This is a genomic window from Bacillus sp. LBG-1-113, from assembly GCF_020708615.1.
Taxonomy (GTDB): domain Bacteria; phylum Bacillota; class Bacilli; order Bacillales; family Bacillaceae; genus Bacillus; species Bacillus mojavensis.
In genome coordinates this window covers 1-22,468 of sequence record NZ_JAJFDG010000012.1, presented here as the reverse complement: position 1 = coordinate 22,468, position 22,468 = coordinate 1, and the positions used below count along the sequence as shown (strand labels likewise).

Annotated in this window: 26 protein-coding genes; 22 read left to right on the top strand and 4 right to left on the bottom strand. The window is 39.6% G+C overall.

Features of this window, described 5'->3' with window-relative positions:
• Positions 1 to 111: 111 nt before the first annotated feature.
• The 6 genes from LJF29_RS19345 to LJF29_RS19320 all read left to right on the top strand — a co-directional run bounded on the left by LJF29_RS19345 (position 112) and on the right by LJF29_RS19320 (position 5,059).
• Positions 112 to 384: a YmzC family protein gene (locus LJF29_RS19345; RefSeq protein WP_168747909.1), complete on the top strand. Its 273-nt coding sequence runs from the start codon at positions 112 to 114 to the stop codon at positions 382 to 384.
• A gap of 81 nt (positions 385 to 465) precedes the next feature.
• On the top strand, positions 466 to 696 hold the full coding sequence (locus tag LJF29_RS19340; protein ID WP_010334335.1) for a hypothetical protein: 231 nt from the start codon (positions 466 to 468) through the stop codon (positions 694 to 696).
• Between the two features lie 232 nt (positions 697 to 928).
• Positions 929 to 1,321, top strand: a complete 393-nt coding sequence (nrdI, locus tag LJF29_RS19335) for a class Ib ribonucleoside-diphosphate reductase assembly flavoprotein NrdI (protein ID WP_168747910.1) — start codon at positions 929 to 931, stop codon at positions 1,319 to 1,321.
• The gene (gene nrdE, locus LJF29_RS19330) at positions 1,281 to 3,383 is read left to right on the top strand and encodes a class 1b ribonucleoside-diphosphate reductase subunit alpha (RefSeq protein WP_010334337.1); all 2,103 of its coding nucleotides are present in this window, start codon (positions 1,281 to 1,283) and stop codon (positions 3,381 to 3,383) included. Before nrdI ends, nrdE begins: the two co-directional genes overlap by 41 nt.
• Positions 3,384 to 3,400: 17 nt before the next feature.
• A complete protein-coding gene (nrdF, locus tag LJF29_RS19325) occupies positions 3,401 to 4,390 on the top strand; it encodes a class 1b ribonucleoside-diphosphate reductase subunit beta (protein ID WP_044155791.1) in 990 nt (329 codons plus the stop codon).
• A 48-nt stretch (positions 4,391 to 4,438) separates the two neighbouring features.
• Positions 4,439 to 5,059 carry a hypothetical protein gene (locus tag LJF29_RS19320; RefSeq protein WP_229150170.1) on the top strand — a complete coding sequence of 207 codons (621 nt, stop codon included), beginning with the start codon at positions 4,439 to 4,441 and terminating at the stop codon, positions 5,057 to 5,059.
• Between the two features lie 65 nt (positions 5,060 to 5,124).
• Here LJF29_RS19320 and LJF29_RS19315 read toward each other — a convergent pair whose 3' ends face one another.
• Positions 5,125 to 5,892 carry an N-acetylmuramoyl-L-alanine amidase gene (locus LJF29_RS19315; protein WP_229150169.1) on the bottom strand — a complete coding sequence of 256 codons (768 nt, stop codon included), beginning with the start codon at positions 5,890 to 5,892 and terminating at the stop codon, positions 5,125 to 5,127.
• A 1,048-nt stretch (positions 5,893 to 6,940) separates the two neighbouring features.
• On the opposite strand from LJF29_RS19315, the gene spoVK reads away from it, so the two are divergent.
• The 5 genes from spoVK (at position 6,941) to glnA (ending at position 12,497) form a co-directional block, all read left to right on the top strand.
• Positions 6,941 to 7,909: a stage V sporulation protein K gene (spoVK, locus tag LJF29_RS19310; RefSeq protein ID WP_032731087.1), complete on the top strand. Its 969-nt coding sequence runs from the start codon at positions 6,941 to 6,943 to the stop codon at positions 7,907 to 7,909.
• Between the two features lie 133 nt (positions 7,910 to 8,042).
• On the top strand, positions 8,043 to 9,305 hold the full coding sequence (gene hflX, locus LJF29_RS19305) for a GTPase HflX (RefSeq protein WP_229150168.1): 1,263 nt from the start codon (positions 8,043 to 8,045) through the stop codon (positions 9,303 to 9,305).
• 17 nt (positions 9,306 to 9,322) lie between these two features.
• Entirely contained in the window at positions 9,323 to 10,588 is a 1,266-nt protein-coding gene (locus tag LJF29_RS19300) for an aminotransferase class I/II-fold pyridoxal phosphate-dependent enzyme (RefSeq protein WP_010334344.1), read from the top strand.
• Between the two features lie 109 nt (positions 10,589 to 10,697).
• On the top strand, positions 10,698 to 11,105 hold the full coding sequence (gene glnR, locus LJF29_RS19295) for a transcriptional repressor GlnR (RefSeq protein WP_010334345.1): 408 nt from the start codon (positions 10,698 to 10,700) through the stop codon (positions 11,103 to 11,105).
• 57 nt (positions 11,106 to 11,162) lie between these two features.
• Positions 11,163 to 12,497 carry a type I glutamate--ammonia ligase gene (glnA, locus tag LJF29_RS19290; RefSeq protein WP_010334346.1) on the top strand — a complete coding sequence of 445 codons (1,335 nt, stop codon included), beginning with the start codon at positions 11,163 to 11,165 and terminating at the stop codon, positions 12,495 to 12,497.
• Positions 12,498 to 12,609: 112 nt separating this feature from the next.
• On the opposite strand, the gene LJF29_RS19285 is transcribed toward glnA, so the two are convergent.
• Genes LJF29_RS19285 through LJF29_RS19275 form a run of 3 tightly spaced genes read right to left on the bottom strand, consistent with a single transcriptional unit; the run spans position 12,610 to position 15,305 of the window.
• Positions 12,610 to 13,764: a site-specific integrase gene (locus LJF29_RS19285; protein ID WP_229150167.1), complete on the bottom strand. Its 1,155-nt coding sequence runs from the start codon at positions 13,762 to 13,764 to the stop codon at positions 12,610 to 12,612.
• A 40-nt stretch (positions 13,765 to 13,804) separates the two neighbouring features.
• Complete coding sequence (locus LJF29_RS19280; RefSeq protein ID WP_229150166.1) at positions 13,805 to 14,932, bottom strand: ImmA/IrrE family metallo-endopeptidase; 1,128 nt, start codon at positions 14,930 to 14,932, stop codon at positions 13,805 to 13,807.
• Positions 14,913 to 15,305, bottom strand: coding sequence for a helix-turn-helix domain-containing protein (locus tag LJF29_RS19275; RefSeq protein WP_229150165.1), 393 nt, complete (start codon positions 15,303 to 15,305; stop codon positions 14,913 to 14,915). The genes LJF29_RS19280 and LJF29_RS19275 overlap by 20 nt, the downstream gene beginning before the upstream one ends.
• Positions 15,306 to 15,432: 127 nt before the next feature.
• Here LJF29_RS19275 and LJF29_RS19270 point away from each other — a divergent pair, with 127 nt between their 5' ends.
• The 11 genes from LJF29_RS19270 (at position 15,433) to LJF29_RS19220 (ending at position 22,218) form a co-directional block, all read left to right on the top strand.
• Positions 15,433 to 15,651: a helix-turn-helix transcriptional regulator gene (locus tag LJF29_RS19270; RefSeq protein ID WP_229150164.1), complete on the top strand. Its 219-nt coding sequence runs from the start codon at positions 15,433 to 15,435 to the stop codon at positions 15,649 to 15,651.
• Positions 15,652 to 15,999: 348 nt separating this feature from the next.
• The gene (locus tag LJF29_RS19265) at positions 16,000 to 16,770 is read left to right on the top strand and encodes a Rha family transcriptional regulator (RefSeq protein ID WP_229150163.1); all 771 of its coding nucleotides are present in this window, start codon (positions 16,000 to 16,002) and stop codon (positions 16,768 to 16,770) included.
• Between the two features lie 14 nt (positions 16,771 to 16,784).
• Entirely contained in the window at positions 16,785 to 17,099 is a 315-nt protein-coding gene (locus LJF29_RS19260; RefSeq protein ID WP_229150162.1) for a helix-turn-helix domain-containing protein, read from the top strand.
• A 446-nt stretch (positions 17,100 to 17,545) separates the two neighbouring features.
• Entirely contained in the window at positions 17,546 to 17,950 is a 405-nt protein-coding gene (locus LJF29_RS19255; RefSeq protein WP_229150161.1) for a DUF6809 family protein, read from the top strand.
• Between the two features lie 12 nt (positions 17,951 to 17,962).
• On the top strand, positions 17,963 to 18,736 hold the full coding sequence (locus LJF29_RS19250) for a Replication protein O (protein ID WP_229150160.1): 774 nt from the start codon (positions 17,963 to 17,965) through the stop codon (positions 18,734 to 18,736).
• Positions 18,729 to 19,085: a replicative helicase loader/inhibitor gene (locus tag LJF29_RS19245; RefSeq protein WP_019846961.1), complete on the top strand. Its 357-nt coding sequence runs from the start codon at positions 18,729 to 18,731 to the stop codon at positions 19,083 to 19,085. Before LJF29_RS19250 ends, LJF29_RS19245 begins: the two co-directional genes overlap by 8 nt.
• Positions 19,086 to 20,414, top strand: coding sequence for a replicative DNA helicase (gene dnaB / locus LJF29_RS19240; protein WP_229150159.1), 1,329 nt, complete (start codon positions 19,086 to 19,088; stop codon positions 20,412 to 20,414).
• Positions 20,404 to 20,610: a hypothetical protein gene (locus LJF29_RS19235; RefSeq protein ID WP_229150158.1), complete on the top strand. Its 207-nt coding sequence runs from the start codon at positions 20,404 to 20,406 to the stop codon at positions 20,608 to 20,610. Before dnaB ends, LJF29_RS19235 begins: the two co-directional genes overlap by 11 nt.
• 4 nt (positions 20,611 to 20,614) lie before the next feature.
• Positions 20,615 to 20,815, top strand: coding sequence for an XtrA/YqaO family protein (locus tag LJF29_RS19230; RefSeq protein ID WP_229150157.1), 201 nt, complete (start codon positions 20,615 to 20,617; stop codon positions 20,813 to 20,815).
• Positions 20,812 to 21,630 carry a hypothetical protein gene (locus LJF29_RS19225; protein ID WP_229150156.1) on the top strand — a complete coding sequence of 273 codons (819 nt, stop codon included), beginning with the start codon at positions 20,812 to 20,814 and terminating at the stop codon, positions 21,628 to 21,630. The genes LJF29_RS19230 and LJF29_RS19225 overlap by 4 nt, the downstream gene beginning before the upstream one ends.
• A 108-nt stretch (positions 21,631 to 21,738) precedes the next feature.
• Positions 21,739 to 22,218: an ArpU family phage packaging/lysis transcriptional regulator gene (locus tag LJF29_RS19220; RefSeq protein ID WP_229150155.1), complete on the top strand. Its 480-nt coding sequence runs from the start codon at positions 21,739 to 21,741 to the stop codon at positions 22,216 to 22,218.
• The last annotated feature ends 250 nt before the right edge of the window (positions 22,219 to 22,468 follow it).

Below are 22,468 nucleotides of genomic sequence, written 5' to 3'. Positions count from 1 at the left end.
CAGCAGCCTCTCTTGTTTATTTTATCTTGCGTGGTCTACTTGATAACGAGAACATAAAAAGGGGTGAAATGTATATAATGTAAAAAATTTGAACGTTAGGGGAGTTAATGAATGTTTTCTGAATTCGAAGCGGAGTTAAGACGAATCAGAATTGCACTTGTCTGGATTGCCGTGTTCTTATTGTTTGGTGCGTGCGGGAGAGATGAAACAGTGATTGAAACAGATAGCGGAGATTCTTATGAAACGCCCCAGCCAAGCTCATTTCCGCTTGAAAATAACCATTTTGGAATCGTAAATGACGGCAATATAGAAATTTATGAGTATAATGAGGCTGATAACAAGGTAAAGCTTAAAAAAGAGTATCCATCTGATGAGCTTGAATAAAATTCACAAGCATGGAATTTTACAAAGCAGACGCAGGCCGCTAAACTGAATACTGACACAGAACATACAGAGGGTGAAATGATGAAGCATAAGATTGTTGTCAATCACTGGGAAGAAATCTGTGAAGACGATTCCTGCTATGAATATGGAACGAGTATTATTGTTAATGGAAAAGAATTAATCAGAGAAGCCTCAATTATAAGCGCATTGAAGGCAGTTTTAGAAGAAATCGGCGCTGACGCAGAAATAGAAGAAACTGTCGAAAGCGAAAAATGCTGTGACAGTATAAGAAAAAAAAATCTAGACTACTAAGCAGTTTTTTTTCGTGTTATGATATACATCGGCTTAAAAACGACACTTCGAGTAGGATGAGAGATGATTCTCGTTCTGCTCTCTTTTTTGGGCCCTGATGAGGGTGCCAGAGAGAAAATATGAATTTTTTATTAAAACGAATCTATATATTGTGTTTTTGCCAGAGGGTAGTATACTATATATAGTGTTAGTGGTTGAGAGATTCATATTTTTTGATAGGTCGTGATAAAACGTGGTACAAATCATATTTGATTCAAAAACAGGGAATGTTCAGCGCTTTGTAAATAAGATAGGCCTTCAGCAGATCCGCAAGGTGGACGAAATTGACCATCTGGACACTCCGTTTGTTTTGGTCACCTACACGACAAACTTCGGCCAAGTACCGGCATCAACACAATCATTTCTCGAAAAATACGCCCATCTCTTATTAGGCGTCGCTGCGAGCGGCAATAAAGTATGGGGCGATAACTTTGCGAAAAGCGCCGATACTATTTCAAGACAATATCAGGTGCCGATTTTGCACAAATTTGAACTCAGCGGCACATCTAAAGACGTTGAATTGTTTACTCAGGAGGTAGAAAGAGTTGTCACAAAATCAAGTGCCAAAATGGATCCAGTTAAATAACGAAATCATGATCCAAAAAGATGGAAAATTTCAGTTTGATAAGGATAAAGAGGCTGTACATAGCTATTTTGTAGATTATATCAATCAAAACACAGTATTCTTTCACGATTTAAAAGAGAAGCTGGATTATTTGATTGAAAATCAATACTATGAAGAAGAGTTTTTAAGCCTTTATTCTTTTGAAGACATTAAAGAAGTGTTTAAGACAGCTTACGCTAAGAAGTTTCGTTTTCCTTCCTTCATGAGTGCGTTTAAATTCTATAATGACTATGCTTTGAAAACGAATGACAAGAAAAAAATCCTCGAGCGTTATGAGGACCGGATCTCAATTGTTGCGCTGTTCTTCGCAAACGGCGACACTGAGAAAGCAAAAGAATATGTGAACCTGATGATTAATCAGGAATATCAGCCGAGCACACCGACATTTTTGAATGCGGGCAGAAAACGCCGCGGAGAACTTGTGAGCTGCTTCTTGCTCGAAGTCAATGATTCTTTAAACGACATTTCAAGAGCGATCGATATTTCCATGCAGCTTTCTAAACTGGGCGGCGGGGTTTCTCTTAACCTGTCCAAGCTTCGCGCAAAAGGTGAAGCCATCAAAGATGTTGAGAATGCCACAAAAGGCGTTGTAGGCGTCATGAAGCTTCTTGATAACGCGTTCCGATATGCTGACCAAATGGGACAAAGACAAGGATCTGGCGCGGCGTATTTAAACATTTTCCATCGCGATATCAATGATTTTCTCGATACGAAAAAGATTTCTGCCGACGAGGATGTGCGCGTCAAAACACTTTCTATCGGTGTGGTCATTCCGGACAAGTTCGTTGAGCTTGCGCGTGAGGACAAAGCGGCTTATGTATTCTATCCGCATACCATCTATAAAGAGTACGGACAGCACATGGACGAAATGGACATGAATGAAATGTACGACAAGTTCGTCGACAACCCTCGGGTGAAAAAAGAGAAAATCAACCCGCGGAAATTGCTTGAAAAACTGGCCGTGCTTCGTTCTGAATCAGGCTATCCATACATCATGTTCCAGGATAATGTCAACAAAGTACATGCGAATAACCATATTTCAAAGGTGAAATTTTCTAACCTTTGCTCCGAAGTGCTGCAGGCATCTCAAGTTTCTTCTTACACAGACTACGATGTAGAAGATGAAATCGGTTTGGATATTTCCTGCAACCTGGGATCGCTTAACATTCTCAACGTGATGGAGCACAAATCGATTGAAAAGACTGTTAAGCTTGCGACTGATTCTTTAACTCACGTTTCTGAAACGACTGATATCCGTAATGCGCCTGCTGTAAGACGGGCAAACAAAGCGATGAAATCAATCGGTCTCGGCGCGATGAACCTTCACGGATACCTTGCGCAAAACGGCATCGCGTATGAAAGTCCAGAAGCGCGCGACTTTGCGAACACATTCTTTATGATGGTGAACTTCTACTCTATCCAGCGTTCTGCGGAGATCGCAAAAGAGAAGGGCGAGACGTTTGATCAATATGAAGGATCAACCTATGCAACCGGTGAATATTTCGATAAGTACGTTTCAACTGATTTCTCACCGAAATACGAAAAAATCGCAAATCTGTTTGAAGGTATGCATATCCCGACGGCAGAGGACTGGAAGCAATTAAAAGCATTTGTCGCTGAACACGGCATGTATCACAGCTACAGATTATGCATTGCGCCGACAGGCTCGATTTCATACGTTCAGTCAAGCACGGCATCTGTCATGCCGATTATGGAACGAATTGAAGAAAGAACATACGGCAACTCAAAAACGTACTACCCAATGCCTGGGCTTGCATCTAATAACTGGTTCTTCTACAAAGAAGCCTATGATATGGATATGTTCAAAGTCGTAGATATGATCGCGACAATCCAGCAGCACGTTGATCAGGGAATCAGCTTTACATTGTTCCTAAAAGATACAATGACGACTCGTGATTTAAACCGGATTGATTTGTATGCACATCACAGAGGAATTAAAACCATTTACTATGCAAGAACGAAAGATACTGGGCAAGACAGCTGCCTTTCTTGTGTTGTTTGATTAAAGGAGAGTTTATAGTGACGAAAATTTATGACGCAGCAAACTGGTCAAAGCATGAAGACGACTTTACCCAAATGTTCTATAACCAAAATGTGAAACAGTTCTGGCTTCCGGAAGAGATTGCTTTAAACGGCGATCTCCTCACATGGAAGTACCTCGGGAAAAACGAGCAAGACACGTATATGAAGGTACTGGCCGGATTGACTCTTCTTGATACAGAGCAGGGGAATACAGGAATGCCGATCGTGGCTGAACACGTAGACGGCCACCAGCGGAAAGCCGTGCTGAATTTTATGGCGATGATGGAGAACGCCGTTCACGCAAAATCGTACTCTAATATTTTCATGACACTGGCACCGACTGAAACGATTAATGAAGTATTCGAATGGGTCAAACAAAACAAATTTTTGCAGAAAAAAGCGCAAATCATCGTCGGACTCTACAAAGCGATTAAAAAAGATGACGAGATTTCACTGTTCAAAGCCATGGTTGCATCTGTGTATTTAGAAAGCTTCCTATTCTACAGCGGTTTCTATTATCCGTTATATTTCTACGGACAAGGAAAACTGATGCAAAGCGGTGAAATCATCAACCTGATCCTTCGTGATGAAGCGATTCACGGTGTTTATGTCGGACTTCTCGCTCAAGAAATTTACAATAAGCAGACAGAAGAGACAAAAGCAGAACTTCGCGAATTTGCCATTGACCTTTTGAATGAGCTTTATGAGAATGAGCTTGAGTATACCGAGGACTTATACGATCAAGTCGGACTCTCGCACGATGTCAAGAAGTTCATCCGCTATAATGCGAATAAAGCGCTGATGAACCTTGGATTTGATCCGTACTTTGAAGAGGAAGACATTAATCCGATCGTTTTAAACGGATTAAATACAAAGACAAAATCACATGACTTCTTCTCCATGAAGGGGAACGGGTACAAAAAGGCGACCGTTGAGCCGATCAAAGACGACGACTTTTTCTTTGATGATGAAAAAGAGCAGATATAATATCTGCTCTTTTCGGCTTGAAGGTTGAAATAGGAGGACGCAGTAATCATGGGAAAAATGGACGAAATCATTTTGGTCGCTCCGCGCGATGAAGTGTTTAAAAAAGAAAAATTGACTTTTCAAGGCGTAAACAGTGAAGATGCCCGAGTAGCAGAAATTATGGCTCAAATTGAGGCGACCTATCGTGAAATGAGAAGGGGAGACGCCGAAGAAGATCCTCATTATAAGCAGCCGATTCCTTATGTCGTCATTAAACGCGAGGATGAAGTTTTCCTCTATGAGCGGCTGGCTGGCGGCGGAGAATCACGTCTTCACAATAAGCTTTCTCTTGGCTTTGGCGGCCATATGAATCATATTGAAGGAGCCGCTTCCTTTGCCGAGGTCTTAAAGCTGAACACAGACCGGGAGCTTGATGAAGAACTGCAAATCGAAGAAGAGGATAAGCAGGCCATTATCACATTAGGTTTGATCAATGATGATGACAACAGTGTCGGTAAAGTGCATATCGGTATTCTATCTGCGCTTCAATTAAAGCCCGGCTCACATGTGGAAGTCAAAGAGAAAGAGCAAATCGCGGGTAAATGGATGAAAACTTCGGAACTAAAACAAACAGACATTTATAACCGACTGGAAACATGGTCGCAATTTGTGGTTGACATTCTTGAATAAAAAAACCCGGTTTCTCATGAAGAGGAACCGGGTTTTTTTATCAGGCATGCTCGTCTGCAATAATATTATGACTCTTGGATGACCACAGCGTCAAACCCGGCATTATCTGCTCTGGCGGCAAGGGCGTCAGCATTACCTTTGGAGGAAAATGCGCCGATCTGCACCTTATATAATCCGTCCTTCAAGAGCACAATGGCGTCAAAGCCCTTAGACTCTGCGCTGCTTGCAAGATTGTCCGCATTTGCTTTGACCTTAAAAGCGCCAATTTGAACCTTATATAATCTTGAGTCGGATGTCTTTTGAAGGCTGAAGGCTTGCTCCAACCCGTTTGCATGTCCTCTTGCCAAGCTTTGAATAAAGCTGCTCGTTTTAAGCTTGTTCGCATCTGTAACCGTATCAATAAAACCGTTTTCCGTAAGCAGGGCAGGCATTGAGGATTCCCTTAATACGTGGAAGTTTGCTGTTTTTTTGCCGCGGTCGGAAAAGTCGACAGCTTGTATGACTTCAGAGTGAATCTCCGATTGATAAGTCGTTGTCGGTGCTCCGACTCCCGGATAAATGTAGCTTTCGAAACCTGTTCCGCCCCCGGCATTAATGTGAATGGATAAAAAGAAATCTGCTCCCCAGTTATTTGCAGCATTTGTCCGGTCGCTTAAGCTGACGTATTGGTCGCTTGTCCGGCTCAGCAGCACAGTGACACCCTCATACTCATTCGTCAATATAGTGCGTAAAGCTAACGCAATTTGCAGGGTTAACGTTTTTTCTTGAAGACCATTGCCTGTTGCGCCTGGGTCGGACCCGCCATGACCTGGATCGATAAAAATTTTAACCATTCTCCATCACCTCATTACAGGATATGAAAAAAGACGGCTTCTGCTTGTACGATTATCATCCGGCTGAAAAATGAGGAAATTAACCCTTGTTACACGTAAAATTATTTCTCGGGAAAGCGCACAAATCAACAGGATGCGACAGGAAGGTTGCTAAAAGTCTGCTTTTTTTACACAGCTATGGTGCGATCCTCCATTTCGGGATTCGTTTGCTGTTAAAGGCGATATACCAAGTGCCGGACAAAGATTATAAGGAAAGAATGAGTGATTTTATTTCGATGTTAGACATGAAAGTTTCTTAGACACACCGGTCAGACAGCCCTCCTTAGGACTGCGAATGAAAGGGGAAGCTGTAGCTGCTTTTATACATCACGCCAAAATCCTCTTTCTCGATGAGCCGACAATCGTTTTAGGATATTGTTGCGAAAAGTAGACACAGCAATTTCTTCATCACATAAATACTGAGGATAAAACGACGATTCTCTCACCTCTCACCTCTCATCAATTGATGACATTGAACGTTTATGTAAACGGATCATCCTGATTGATGAGGGAGAAATCAAATTCGACGGACCAAAAGAAAAGCTGTCACAATTGACGAACAGTAAGAGAAGCTTGGCTGTTGAAGTAAACGCCGTTATGCAGACTGGAATTCACTTTCATGTCAACCTACTGAAGTGAAAGGGGACACGTTATACTTTCATATATCTGATGATTCACAAATTCATCAGCTCATCCCGAGCATATCTGCGCAATATACTGTTTTACAAATAGAAATAACAGACGCCGGCATCGAGAATATACTGACGGAGGTTTATACATCAAAGAAATATCACCTTCATAGCTGTGTGTTCTAACAAATTTGCTAAAAATAAAATCTCTTGGTTTGTCCACCCTGTCTCCGTGAATACAATAAGAAATAAAGTATTTCTCGGGAAAGCGCAGGATTCCCCATGGTTCCCGAAAAAAAGCATTTGTTTCGACACATGATAGGCGTTTGTCACATAAGGCATACGCTTGAATATCATATAGAGAGAATTGAGAGGTGAAAATGTTGGAGCGCGCTGTGACTTATAAAAACAACGGACAGATCAACATTATTCTTAACGGACAAAAGCAGGTGCTGACAAATGCTGAGGCAGAAGCGGAGTATCAAGCCGCTTTGCAAAAAAACGAAGCTAAGCACGGCATTTTGAAGGAAATAGAAAAAGAGATGAACACACTGGTTGGAATGGAGGAAATGAAGCGAAACATTAAGGAAATATACGCATGGATTTTTGTCAATCAAAAACGTGCGGAACAAGGCTTAAAGGTGGGAAAGCAAGCGCTGCATATGATGTTTAAAGGGAATCCAGGGACTGGGAAAACGACAGTTGCGCGGCTTATCGGCCGGCTGTTCTTTGAAATGAACGTACTGTCTAAAGGTCACCTGATCGAAGCGGAACGTGCTGATTTGGTCGGGGAATACATTGGCCACACCGCCCAAAAAACGAGGGATTTAATCAAAAAGTCATTAGGCGGCATATTATTTATAGACGAAGCCTATTCCCTTGCAAGAGGCGGCGAAAAGGACTTTGGGAAAGAAGCGATTGACACGCTCGTGAAGCACATGGAAGACAAACAGCATGAATTCATTTTAATTCTTGCCGGATATTCACGGGAAATGGAGCATTTTTTATCATTGAATCCCGGTCTCCAATCCAGATTTCCCATCTCCATCGATTTTCCGGATTATTCTGTCAACCAGCTTATGGAAATTGCGAAACGAATGATCGCAGAACGGGAATACCAGCTCAGTCAGGAAGCCGAATGGAAATTAAAGGATTACTTAATGACAGTCAAAAGCACAACAAGTCCCATTAAATTCAGCAATGGCCGTTTTGTCAGAAATGTCATTGAAAAATCGATTAGAGCGCAAGCCATGAGACTTCTAATGGGCGACCAATACTTAAAAAGCGATTTGATGACCATTAAAAGCCAAGATCTCTCAATTAAAGAAGACGCCGCTGGCTCGGTATAGACCTCTTGCTGTGAGAGGTCTTTTTTTCTAATGTATTTCTTGCTTTGCACAGGAATCGTTTTGTGGTATACACATGCAGGGTTTGGTATGATAATACTACTGCCCACAATATGCAAAAGAAAGGAACATCCATTTGAACGAACAAGAAACAAGACAGGAAAAGGCCATTTTAGTCGGATGTCAGCTGCCGCATATCACAGATGAGCATTTTGAAAATTCCATGGAAGAGCTTGCATCACTGACAAAAACAGCAGAGGGAACGGTATTGACCAGCGTCACGCAAAAAAGAAACCGGGCCGACGCAGCTACATATATAGGAAAAGGGAAGGTTGAAGAGCTGAAGGCGCTCGTTGAAGAGCTTGAAGCCGATCTCCTTATTTTTAATGATGAACTGTCACCAAGTCAGCTAAAGTCCTTGGCCACTGCGATTGAAGTGAAAATCATCGACCGCACGCAATTGATATTAGATATTTTCGCGAAAAGAGCAAGAACACGGGAAGGAAAGCTTCAAATTGAGCTGGCGCAGCTGCAGTATGCGCTCCCGCGTCTGACGGGACAGGGGATCAACCTTTCCCGGCAAGGCGGAGGGATCGGCGCGAGAGGACCGGGGGAAACAAAACTGGAAACCGACCGCCGCCATATTAGAAATCGCATTCACGAAATTAACACGCAGTTATCCGCCGTCATTCGCCATAGAAGCCGCTACCGTGAAAGAAGAAAGAAAAACGGTGTGCTGCAAATCGCTCTTGTCGGGTATACGAACGCGGGGAAATCAACGTGGTTTAACCGACTGACAAGCGCTGACAGCTATGAAGAAGACCTTCTGTTCGCCACACTGGACCCTATGACCAGAAAAATGGTGCTGCCAAGCGGCTACAGCGTGCTCCTTTCAGATACGGTCGGTTTTATTCAAGATCTTCCGACGACACTGATCGCTGCATTCCGCTCAACGCTTGAAGAAGTAAAAGAAGCGGATGTGATTCTGCATCTGATTGATTCCTCAAATGAGGATTACGCAGGGCACGAAAAAACAGTGCTTCGCTTGCTGGAAGAGCTTGAAGCAGATGATATCCCGGTGCTGACGACTTACAATAAACGCGATCAAAAGCTGCCTGACTTTATCCCGTCCGTTGGGAAGAATCATATCATGGTCAGTGCGAGATTTGAGGAGGATGCTGAAAAGTTTAAAGAAGCCATCCAGCGTTATTTGCGCCAAGAGCTGCTAACGCCTTTTGAAGCGCAGGTACCGGCAGGTGAAGGCAAGCTTCTCTCCAGAATCAAATCCGAAACGATGGTTGACCGTTTTTATTTTAATGAAGAAAACGAACAGTACGACATATCAGGATATGTACAAGAAGAGCAAAGCATCATCGGTGAATTGAAGAAGTATATGTAAGAAGGGAATACAAGGACATGTTCGAAACTTTAACACACGGAGATTTATTAAAAAAAACAGCAATGGAAGTGGAGTCGGAAATTGCCGCCGTTCATAAACAAATAGAAGAAATCAGTGAACGCAATGAATGGAGAGTGCTTCAAAGCTATAGGAAACACAAGGTCAGCGACACTCATTTTACACCGTCTACAGGATACGGCTATGATGACATCGGAAGGGACACACTTGAAAGCATTTATGCAGATGTGTTTGGCGGAGAAGCTGGGCTTGTAAGGCCCCAAATTATCTCAGGCACACATGCGATTTCCATTGCTTTATTCGGTGTCCTCAGACCGGGGGACGAGCTGCTTTATATGACAGGCAAGCCGTATGATACGTTGGAAGAAATTGTCGGCGTCAGAGGCGGCGAAAATTCTGGATCGCTAAAGGATTTCCAAATCGGCTACAATGCGGTTGACCTGACTGAAGACGGAAAAGTAGATTACGATGCTGTCGCTGCAGCTATCAATCCGAAGACAAAGGTGATCGGCATTCAGCGCTCAAAAGGATATGCCAATCGTCCTTCTTTCTTAATTAGTGAAATTAAAGAAATGATCCGTTTTGTAAAGGAAATCAATGAAAACCTTATTGTTTTTGTGGACAACTGTTATGGAGAATTTGTAGAAGAGCTTGAACCTTGTCATGTAGGCGCTGATCTCATGGCGGGATCTCTTATCAAGAATCCGGGAGGCGGTCTAGCCAAAACAGGCGGGTACCTCGTTGGGAAATCTGAATGGATCGAGGCTTGTTCATATCGAATGACTTCACCGGGCATCGGCCGGGAAGCCGGAGCGTCGCTGTACTCGCTCCAGGAAATGTACCAAGGTTTCTTTTTGGCACCTCATGTTGTATCTCAAAGCTTAAAGGGAGCGGTGTTTACAGCCAGATTTCTTGAAAAACTGGGGTTCACATCTAACCCGAGCTGGGACGCGAAAAGAACAGACTTAATTCAATCTGTAGAGTTTTCTGACAGGGAAAAGATGATTGCCTTTTGTCAGGCGATTCAATATGCGTCGCCTATCAATGCTCACGTAACTCCGTATCCGAGCTACATGCCTGGATACGAGGACGATGTGATTATGGCAGCGGGCACATTTATACAAGGAGCAAGCATTGAATTATCAGCTGATGGCCCTATCCGCCCGCCGTATGTAGCGTATGTTCAGGGAGGATTAACCTATGCGCACGTGAAAAATGCCATATGCAGTGCAGTGGATTCTTTAATGGATAAGAAATTAATTTGAATAGTTTCAAATTTTCACTGAATTTCATGTTAAGAATCCTCACATGTTATTGACACAAAATATAACATCACCTATAATGAAACTAAGTTAAGAAAAGGAGGAAATTGAGATGAGTGATAACATTCGCCGCTCAATGCCTTTATTTCCAATAGGAATTGTCATGCAGTTGACCGAATTATCAGCAAGACAAATTCGGTATTATGAGGAAAATGGACTGATATTTCCAGCTAGAAGCGAAGGAAATAGACGATTATTCTCATTTCACGATGTAGATAAACTGTTAGAAATTAAACACCTGATTGAACAAGGTGTAAACATGGCAGGAATTAAACAAATTCTGGCGAAAGCATCGGCCGAGCCGGAACAGAAACAAAATGAAAAGACAAAGAAACCAATGAAACATGATCTGTCTGATGACGAACTGAGACAGCTCCTGAAAAACGAGCTTATGCAAGCCGGCCGATTTCAAAGAGGGAATACATTCCGACAAGGCGACATGTCTCGCTTCTTTCATTAATCCGTTAGCAACTGTTTTGCTATATACATTTACCTTTTAGAGGAGGAGTTTTACGAAATGGCAAAGTACACAAGAGAAGATATCGTAAAATTAGTAAATGAGGAAAACGTCAAGTACATCCGCCTGCAATTTACCGACATTCTTGGAACAATCAAGAACGTTGAGATTCCTGTAAGCCAGCTTCAAAAAGCACTTGATAATAAGGTCATGTTTGACGGATCTTCCATTGAAGGTTTCGTTCGCATCGAAGAATCAGATATGTACCTGTATCCTGATCTAAATACATTTGTTATCTTCCCATGGACAGCTGAAAAAGGTAAAGTAGCACGTTTCATCTGTGATATTTACAATCCGGATGGCACACCTTTCGAAGGTGACCCGCGAAACAACTTAAAACGGATATTGAAAGAAATGGAAGACCTGGGCTTCAGTGATTTCAACCTTGGACCTGAGCCTGAATTCTTCTTATTCAAATTAGATGAAAAAGGCGAACCGACGCTTGAATTAAACGACAAAGGCGGATATTTCGACTTAGCTCCAACTGACCTGGGAGAAAACTGCCGCCGCGATATCGTTCTTGAGCTTGAAGAGATGGGCTTTGAAATCGAAGCATCTCACCACGAGGTAGCGCCTGGCCAGCACGAAATCGACTTCAAATATGCCGGTGCCGTCCGCTCTTGTGACGACATCCAAACGTTTAAATTAGTAGTAAAAACAATTGCCCGCAAACACGGTCTGCATGCGACATTTATGCCAAAACCATTATTTGGTGTAAACGGTTCAGGTATGCACTGCAATCTATCACTCTTCAAAGATGGCGTTAACTCATTCTATGATGCAAACGCAGATCTTCAGTTAAGTGAAACAGCGAAACACTTCATTGCAGGTATTGTGAAGCACGCAACAAGCTTTACAGCAGTAACAAACCCGACAGTAAACTCTTACAAACGTCTTGTTCCTGGCTATGAAGCACCTTGCTACGTTGCATGGAGCGCGCAAAACAGAAGCCCGCTTATCCGTATTCCGGCTTCCCGAGGCATCAGCACACGTGTTGAAGTGCGCAGCGTAGATCCAGCTGCGAATCCGTACCTTGCTCTTAGCGTATTGCTTGCTGCAGGTTTAGACGGAATCAAAAACAAACTAGAAGCACCAGCTCCAATCGACCGCAACATCTACGTGATGAGCAAAGAAGAGCGCATGGAAAATGGAATCGTCGACCTTCCTGCAACACTTGCTGAAGCATTAGACGAATTCAAATCAAACGAAGTGATGGTCAAAGCTCTAGGCGAGCACCTATTCGAGCACTTCATCGAAGCAAAAGAAATCGAGTGGGATATGTTCCGCACACAAGTTCACCCTTGGGAACGCGAACAGTATATGTCTCAGTATTAATCTTTCAATCCCTTGGCACTATTGGTGTCAGGGGATTTTTAAATTTTGGTCATAATATTAAGAGATCGATATTTTTGGTCCTTGACCAAAATATGACCAAAAAAACTTGAAGTTATGAATCTAACTCCACAATTGAGGACACGTATTTCTCGTAATCCTTTATTCGGTTTTGGTCAAGCTTCTTACTAATATGTGAATAAACATCGGCAGTTACCATCATGCTTTTATGTCCTAAACGTTCTTGAATGTATTTCATATCAGCGCCTGACTCTAAAAGTAAAACAGCATGTGTATGCCGTAATGCGTGGATAGGCATTTTATTTATGTCAGCTCGCTTTAAAATACGATTAAACGCATTAAAAAGGGTGGACTTAGGTAAAAAATTCCCGTCAACTCTGCAAAATACTAAATTGAGATCATGTTTATAATCATCCTGTAACATTTGTTTATTCTCAAATTGCCACTTCTTATGTTTTTGTAAAGCAGCAGAAAGGGAAGCGCCAATTGATATTCTTCTTTTGGATTCATAAGTTTTAGTTTCGCCGAAGAGTTCAGCAGCTGTTTTTGCAGAAAAATCTAGGGTGTTTTTAATGTCTATGTAATTCTCTCTTAAGTTGATATCTGTCCATTGAAGAGCAGCAGCTTCACCTTTACGCATACCGGTCTCTATGAGCGTTCTAAAAAAGATGTAATATATATAGTTATACTTATATGCTTCCTGAAGAAATTTCGGAATATCCTCAGAAAGCATGTATTCGAGTGCACCTTTTTTCTTTTCATTCTTATTTGATATTGTGGCTCCGTAACAAGGGTTTTTTGCTAATTTTCCTATGATGACAGCTTTACTAAACGCGTTAAACATTGTACCGTGTATAATTTCCACAGTGCGTTTGCTGTATCCCTGATCAGTTAAATAGTTAAGAAATTTTTGATACATAATAGGTTTAATATCTGTAATATTGATGTTTTTGAAGTAAGGAAGAATATGATTCTTGATGTTTCGTTCGTGGAGTTCGTATGTATTCTTTCTAACGGTGTCTTTTTTGTATTCATGTAGCCAGCTAAATAAAAATTGCTCAAGTGACATGGTTTTTGTATCAAATTCAAATCCGACAGCTATTTGTTTTTCTTGTTCTGCAGCAGCTTTTTGAGCTTCTTTTTTTGTTTTAAAACCACTCTTTGATTTTATTTTATATTTGAGAGTAAAAGGGTCCTTAAAGGAGACACGATATTCCCACTTGTCTCCTCTTTTTCTGAATGTAGCCATTTTTAATCCTCCAATAAAAACTTGATAGCTTTAGAGTTTCTCAGAAAGGTAATTCGTCTGGCAGTATTAATTGATTGTTTGGTGATTTTGTTTGATTTTCGGCAAAAGGATCTTCTAGTTGCTGTATTTTTTTGTTTCCCTTTTCTTCTTCCCATTTATCCAAAATACCTTCCTCGTAAAAAGTAGATGTAGAGCCACATTTTGAGCAAAAACGTGCATCACCCTCAAGTAATTCGCCACACCCTCTTTCATGAGAATGCCAAAAAATACGGTGAGTGTTGTAATTATGTTCTCTCTCGCCAGGAGTTAGTCCTGTACATCTATTAACTAAGTAAGTGCCACAAACTTGACAATAGTCTCCTGTTACTTTTTCATTTGAGCATTTTGGACACTCTTTTGCATGATGTGAATCTGTTAATTCGATACTTGAATATATCATCTCAAAATAATCTCCTTTACGAATTTCGTAGTTTCCGCAGATAAGACAATAGTTTGGGTTCTCTTTAATAAAAGAACATGTGCAATTTGAACAGTAATGTGTATTTTTCTTTTTCCATATGAAATCTTTAAAAATTTTTAGGGAAGGGTGTCTTTTTGAATAAGATATACCCATCCTAACTCCTTTAAGTAAAAAATTATAAATATTTTCGGAAGCTTCGTAAGAAATATTACATATATCTGAAATAAAGTGTGGACTGGCTGGCTTTAACTCTCTTAGTACCGGGGCTGGTGCCAGTAAATTTCTTGCAAAACAATTAGCCTCTTTCTCAAATACCTCATATTCTTCATCGGATAGTGAGCTTCTTGCTAATATTGCTTTTCCGGCGATTTCATTGTGCTTTAACATAAAATGCCCTAATTCATGAGCTATTGTCCATCTTTTTCGTCCTTTATTCTCGACAGTATCGTTATATAAGATCATAAATTGTTTTTGGGATTTTATATACCAGCAACAACCTTCATCAGACTCGACTAATTCACAAACTTCGTCAATTGTCAAACCCCACTTTTTTGCATACCATGTATAATTCCTGATTTTTAGGTTTGAGAATTTTTTAGCTAATTTTTTTACCTTTATTGGTAGTTCGTTAACTCCACACTTTTTGAGTAGTTCGTGAGCTTTTTTTTCTGCTTTTTTATAGTCAGCTTTATAGATCTTCGTCATCATCATCATCATCTTCTTCGAAAGCATCAACAAAAGATAATTTAATCATTTCAACCATACGATCCATCCTGTCTCGTTCTGCTTGAGTCTTTAATTTTTTCTTAGCTCTTTGTATTTGGTGAAGATCATCATCTAATAGAGAAACTTCGCCGTTCGGATCGTCAGAACGACCTAATAAATAATCAGTTGTAACTCCAAAAATTTTCGCTAATTCCAATAACACATTACCTGGTGGGACAACTCTTCCAGCTTCATAATTTGCTATATTAGTTCTTTTCATTTCTAATCTTTCTGCAAGAGCTTCTTGTGATAAATTAATTTGTTTTCTAAGTTCTCTTATACGCAGTCCCATGCGTTTTTTTTCTTCTGGATTCATTTATTTGCCCCCTAATAAAGAAAGTTCATTAAAAATGACGTTTTTAGGGTTGACGTGTTTTTAAATGACTGTTATTATGAGGGTGTCAATAAAAAGCACAATATAATAACTGAAAGGAGATCACTTAATGAGTACACGTCGTAGAGAACAATTTCGAAAGTATCGAAATCAGTTTCAAATCTCTCAACGTCAACTTTCTTTAGTTTTAAATGTTAGTGAAAGCCATATTCGTAATATTGAAAGTGGGCGCGGAAATCCTGATGCAAAACTTCTTTTCAAGATTGCAAACTATTTTGGAACAACTGCTGAAGACCTCTTTCCAGACCTAGCAGAAGAACAAGATTGATTTCCCCACTTCGTATGTCATTATTATAAACCGTCATTTAAAATAACGCAAGGGGAAGTGACGTTTGAATCTTCAATATTTTATACTTTATTCAATTTATTGTAAAAGAAGTGGTGTTAAATGATTCCAAGTATTTTTAATAAGAGCAATCAATTATTCATTAATAGTCGTGAAGTAGCTGAGATGATTGGAAAGAAACATTTCCATTTAACAAGAGTTATTGCAGGTTACAATCAAGTCTTATTAACTAATCCAAATTTTGGGCGTTAGATTTTTTAACCGACGCAAAATTGCATCCGTTAAAAATCTTGTTCCTTTAACTTATGAAGATGGTAAAGGAGAATGAAGATGAATAACTCTTTAAATTTAATTGAATCAAACGGACAACTTTTGGTGGATAGCCGTGAAGTGGCGGAGATGATTGGAAAGAGGCACGACAATTTAACAAGAGATATTGATGGTTATGTAAAGGTGTTGAGTCAAAACTCAATTCTGAGGGCTGACCAATTCTTCATTGAAAGTACATATGAAGCCGGAACAGGAAAGTCCTATAAACATTTCTTACTTACACGTAAAGGCTGCGACATGGTTGCAAACAAAATGACTGGTGAGAAGGGTGTTCTGTTTACAGCTGCCTATGTAACAAAGTTTGAAGAGATGGAAAACAAACTTAGACCTAACATTCCTCAGTCATTACCAGAAGCTTTACGGCTTGCTGCTGATCTTGCAGAAAAGAATGAACATCTTCTTCTGGAAAATGCACAGAAAAATCAAATGATAAATGAGATACAACCTAAAGCTTCTTACTATGATTTGGTTTTACAGAATAAATCCTTACTTTCAATCAGCAAGATAGCTAAAGACTATGGAATGAGTGGAACTAAGATGAACAAACTTCTCCATGAGTTAGGAATTCAATTTAAGCAGGGCGACTGTTGGTTGCTATATCAGAAATATGCTGATAAAGGTTACACACAAAGTAAGACTCACGCAATAGACTCTGATAAAAGCAAGCTTCACACTTATTGGACTCAGAAAGGGCGATTGTTTATCTACGATATGTTAAAAAACAAAAAGGGCATTTTGCCCATAATTGAACGAGAAGAGTGTGCATCCTAAGGAGGTAAGATAAGTTGTTTGAATTAACAATGAGAGCTGATTCTGATTCATTTAGAAATAATTTATATGATTTGCTTCAAGAAGTTGCAACATCAATAATCGAGGATAATCGTAATGAACATGACCTTCCTTATATGATCAGTAAAGCTCAATTAGCAAAACACATTTTTAATGTCAGTTCTCAAACACTTGACGCACATATCATTAACAGGCCAGACTTTCCTAAATTGAAAGTAGGGGAAAGAATATTATTTCCTCGAGACATGGTTTTAGAATGGATTAGGAAAAATATTGACGTGGTTAAAGCTATAAAGGAGCCTAACCCATGAGTGATAACTGAGTGTAGTCAGAAGTACTAATGAGACTTACTTCTTAACTTTGTGGAGTGAAAAGCTACTGAACGCGGTCTGCCATGTAATGTTGAATTGATAGCTATGTAAGTTAGGAATAATTTTAATCGACAAAAGAATTCCTCTCAACGAAAAACTTCGTTTAGTGAATTTTATAAAAAGAAGAAAAAACGGAGTGCTAACAAAAGGGGTTTACGAATTTGATTTTGATAAAGCAAGCGTTTGTCTGGGTTAAACCCTAGCGGTTTGCTTTTGAGCAGCCTCAAAGTCTATCTCCACAAAATTGTGGAGATAAACATTAATGTGAAAGTTTTTATGGTCAAGAAAGAGTGTTGCAGCACTTTTTCTTGATTTATTTGAATAGACAATACCACGATTCAACAAAAATATCAATCTTATAAATTAAATGCGGGGAGAGTTCAATTATGAAATTAATGGGTACGCCTACAAAAATAGCTGCTATTGGGGAACAGATCGGAGCGGATATAAATAAAACGACTGTATGCGGAAAGTTTTATGATGCCGGTATGGTTACTATGCTCAAATTGATAGCGACGAAGGCATTGCATGAGCCATTAGATAGTGACAAAGAGAATATTGAATGGTCACAAAAAACAGCTAAAGCAAGCGAAAGAATGAATAAGCTTTATGCAGTCTTAAGCGAGAAGCTGCCGGCAGATTTAAAACCACTTTTGCAGGATTTTGATGAGGCTTATTCAACAAAAGCAGCATATGAAAGCGAAGATGCTTTTGTATCAGGATTTATTGCCGGTTTCCGCTATCTCATGGGAGAAGTGGCTTATAGTGATGAATTGAATTTTTACAAGTAAAAGGTGATTCTAATGATTGGTTGGATAAAGCTTCATAGAAGTGTTCAAGATCACTGGATTTATCAAGAGAAAAGGAAGTTTTCTAAATATGAAGCTTGGCTCGATTTACTCATGATGGCCAGTCATAAAGATAATAAATTCGTTCTAGGAAATGAGCTTTACGAGGTGAAGAGAGGTCAATTTATTTCCTCAATTCGTAAACTTGGTGAGCGTTGGTCATGGTCTAATACCAAGGTAACGCAATTTCTCGATCTGTTGCGGAAAGATGAAATGATTGATTTCAAAAAAGACACTAAAAAAACGCTTATAACCATTGTGAATTATGGGGTTTACCATGATTCAGAGGAAGAAAAAAGGACAGTGATCGAACACGAAAACGACACGAAAGCGACACAAAAACACACAATCAAGAATGATAAGAATGTAAAGAATGAAAAGAATATAAATACTTCTCGTCTCAAATATGAAATTTGCGACATGGATAATGCAGAAATTTTGTTTCAAGAAATTCTTAAAAATAATCCTGATGCTAAAAAGCCCAATCTTGAAAAATGGGCAAATGAATTTAGGTTAATCCGAGATAGAGATAAACGGACAGACAAACAAATCAAATACTTAATTAGGTGGTCACAACAGGACAGCTTTTGGAAAACCAATATCCTAAGTCCATCCAGCCTTCGAAAACAGTTTGATAGGCTTGTGACCAAGATTAAGAGTGATAAAGAACAGGAGACAGCAAAGAGAACTGTTACACCTAAAGGAGAGGAGTTTAATTTGGATGATTAAAAAACAAACCTTTGAAATCATGTCTCTTATCAAACAATATTTTGATCACTTTGAGATTACACAAGAAAAAATTGATTCTTGGCATGAGCTTTTACAAGAAGCTGAATACGAGGAAGTACGCCGCAATCTAATCAACTTTTGCCGATTGAATAAGTTTCCGCCGAAGGTTGCGGACTTGTTGAATGCAAAGCCTGCTACAGTTGACCGGATGAATGCAATTCCCTCTGTAGAGGAAACAAAAGAGTATCTTGCCAAAATGGCTGCTCCTAACGAGCTAACAGATCAAGAGAGGGCATCCATAGAGAAATCAAAAGCAGAAATCAGACGAATGCTTGGGATTGGTGATTAAATGGACACGAACCAATTTTTATACAACATAGATGCTGAGCAGTCCTTTTTAGGGGCGCTCCTTTTAGAGCCTGAACTATTAAAAGACAGTCGCATTAAGCCGCTCCATTTATCACAGTTCAAACATAGAAATTTATTAGCCGCGATGATTGAACTAGATTCCAAAGGCGTCCCGATAGATTTGGTTGCAATCGTGGAGCAAGTAGGACGTGACAACATCGGCAGCGTTGGCGGGCACAAATATTTATCCGACTTAATCGAGTCTGTGCCGACCACCGCCAATATTTCTTTTTACGAAAAGCTTATATTTGAGTATTGGCAAAAAAGAGAAATGAGTAAGATCGCGGAGGAAATCGAGCAAAATGCCGCTCATGGAGATGTGTCCGCAACTATTCAAACGAGCATATCCAATTTAATGCGCTTAGAAGACGCTACAGGCGAAGAAGAGGACGGGGCAATACAAAATGACCTCTTAGACATTTACGAGGAGCTAGCAATCCCAAAAGAGGAAATTACTGGTATGCGAAGCGGTTTTGCAGAGCTTGACCGAATGACGTCGGGTTTTCAAAAGCAAGAATTGGTCATCATTGCCGCTCGGCCGTCTGTCGGGAAAACTGCTTTTTGCTTAAACGTTGCGGCTAATTTTATGGGTAGTGCATTAAATCAATATAGCGGCGGGGCGGTAGGGATTTTCTCTCTTGAAATGTCACGTAAGCAGCTCTTAAAAAGAATGGCTTCAATTCTCGGAAATATCAATGCAGATGCGATGCGTACGGGAAATTTGACAGCGAATGACTGGAACAAGCTTTCACAAGCAAATGGCATTCTTGGTTCTGCTGATCTGAGAATATTTGATCGTCCAGGCGTCACAGTTAACGAAATATGGTCAAAGGCAAGAAAAATGAAACGGGAGTATGCCGGCAAAGATATCTTGATCATTATTGATTATTTGCAGCTGATTACAGGATCAGCAAAATATAGGGGGAACAGAACACAAGAAATAGGCGAAATAAGTCGCATGCTCAAGCATATGGCTCGAGAGTTAGACATTTGTGTGATTGCTCTTAGTCAGCTTTCAAGAGGCGTAGAACAGCGGCAGGATAAGCGCCCAATGATGTCTGATATAAGAGAATCAGGGCAAATTGAGCAGGACGCAGATGTCATTGGGTTTCTTTATCGGGATGATTATTATGACAAGGAAAGTGAAAGTAAAAACATCATCGAAATCATCATTTCTAAACAGAGAAATGGTCCTGTTGGTACAGTTACTTTAGTATTCATTAAAGAGTACGGCTTGTTCTTAAATTTGGAGCGTAGGTATGACGGTTAGAGAATGGTATCAAGCGGCGCTTCAGTATAATTATTATTCTCTCATTCTGCTGATTGAGTTTTTAGTTTATGAGAAAAAAACGATTCAGCTCGAAGATTCGGAACAAGCACTTAATTTTTATATGCAAGAGAGATTTAAAACCAAAATGAATACTTGTTTGCTTGAATATCAAACAAAATTGAAATCGGAGAGATAAAATAATGAGAATTGAAAATTTAATTATTAACCATAGTACTAAAAGGCTGGAGATTGATATAATGAAGTATAGGAATAACTTTGCTGTTGTGGTTGGAGATGGAAAAGCTAAGTTGATAGAGCTTCCTTCCCATGGTGAAACAAAAATTATTACACACCAAGAGAGAGTGAAGCGGATTCGAATTGATGAGGGGGAAGAATTTTGATTTTTAGCCATAAAACTATTGTTGAATTATTCGAACAAAAAGGTTTTTCTACACACAATGAAATTGAAATGTTTTGCTTAAAACATGATTTTGATATCGATTTGAGCGAACAAGTAAGTGTAAATAAAAAAATTACTAATATGATTAAGTATGTAATTTCTGAGCAAATAAGTGATGATAATTTGTTGGAAATTGCTCAAGATCTAGCTTTGGAGATATTTTCCGATGATGAAATGTTCAAAGATTCTTTAGCGCTTTTCGGTAGGAACAGGGTTTATAAAAAGGAGTTACTTAAGAATCATCTGTTACTGGACGGCTTTAATGTTCTTAAAGGAGGTTTGTTAGAAACAATATTTAGTCGGTCAATAGGAGAACAGAAAAATGAAGTTCAGTCCCTTTTAGAAAAGTATAAATCTATCTTTGCGGATTCCTTGTTACATATCCAGAATGCGGAGAAAGCTTTTGTAAAAGCTGAATGGGGAAATGCCGCTAGTAATGCTAGAAAGTTTATTGAATCTTTAATCTTAGATATGTCTAAGTATTTAAACTTAGATAAAAAAAGTAATGGAGAAAATGACTCGCAAAATAATATGAGGCAGAAATTATCTTTAAGTAACCCACCTATTTTAACCCAGAGTAATAAGTTTTATGATAAAGAAGGGAAAGGGCTATATAATGGATACTATAATTATTTATCGCTTGTAGGTGCTCATGCTGGGCCTCATCCCGAAAAAGAAGATGTATTACTTATTTTCCAAACAGTATACCCAATTGCTCTTTATCAGCTTAACCGTTTTACTAAGACAATTATTTAATATGCAATGCTCTACCAGTTAACTGGAGATCACTGAAACAGACAGCTTTAAAAAGCAGTCTGCTTCAGTGATTTTTTTTGCTTGGAATTTATAAAAGGAGATTAAACCATGAGTCAAAAGATAATGAAATTACCTCAGATTAACGAACAAGCGACTAAATTAAAAGTTGAGAAGTTGCTGGATCAATACCGGCTTTATCTCTTACAGGTTCCAGACGATTCTTTACCAAAGATCACACCGACTTACAGCATTGTGCCGCCGAGTATTACAAATGAGTTTTATTCTTCAACAGAAGAGAATGCGATAAAGCGTCTTGATTGGGAGATTGAGCGTAACCGTTTTTTGAAAAGGATCCAAAAAGCAGTTAACCGTCTTTCGCTTAAGGAACGCCAGGTTATTGTCATGCTCTATATGCAGCAGGATGAAATGTATGATTATGAGGTATATGCCGAAATGGGATTAAGTCAGCGGAGCTTTTATCGAGTGAAAGCAAAAGCACTTTATAGGCTGGCGTTTGCTCTTAGAGAAGAGGTTTATACAAAAAAGCGTGAAAAACCAAAAAGGGTGCACAACTTTAATTTTATTTGAGACGCTTTTTCGAAAAAAAGAAGCGCGTGAAAAACCAAAAAGGGTGCACAACTTTGATTTTATTTGAGACGCTTTTTCGAAAAAAAGAAGCGCGTGAAAAACCAAAAAGGGTGCACAACTTTGATTTTATTTGAGACGCTTTTTCGAAAAAAAGAAGCGCGTGAAAAACCAAAAAGGGTGCACAACTTTGATTTTATTTGAGACGCTTTTTCGAAAAAAAGAAGCGCGTGAAAAACCAAAAAGGGTGCAC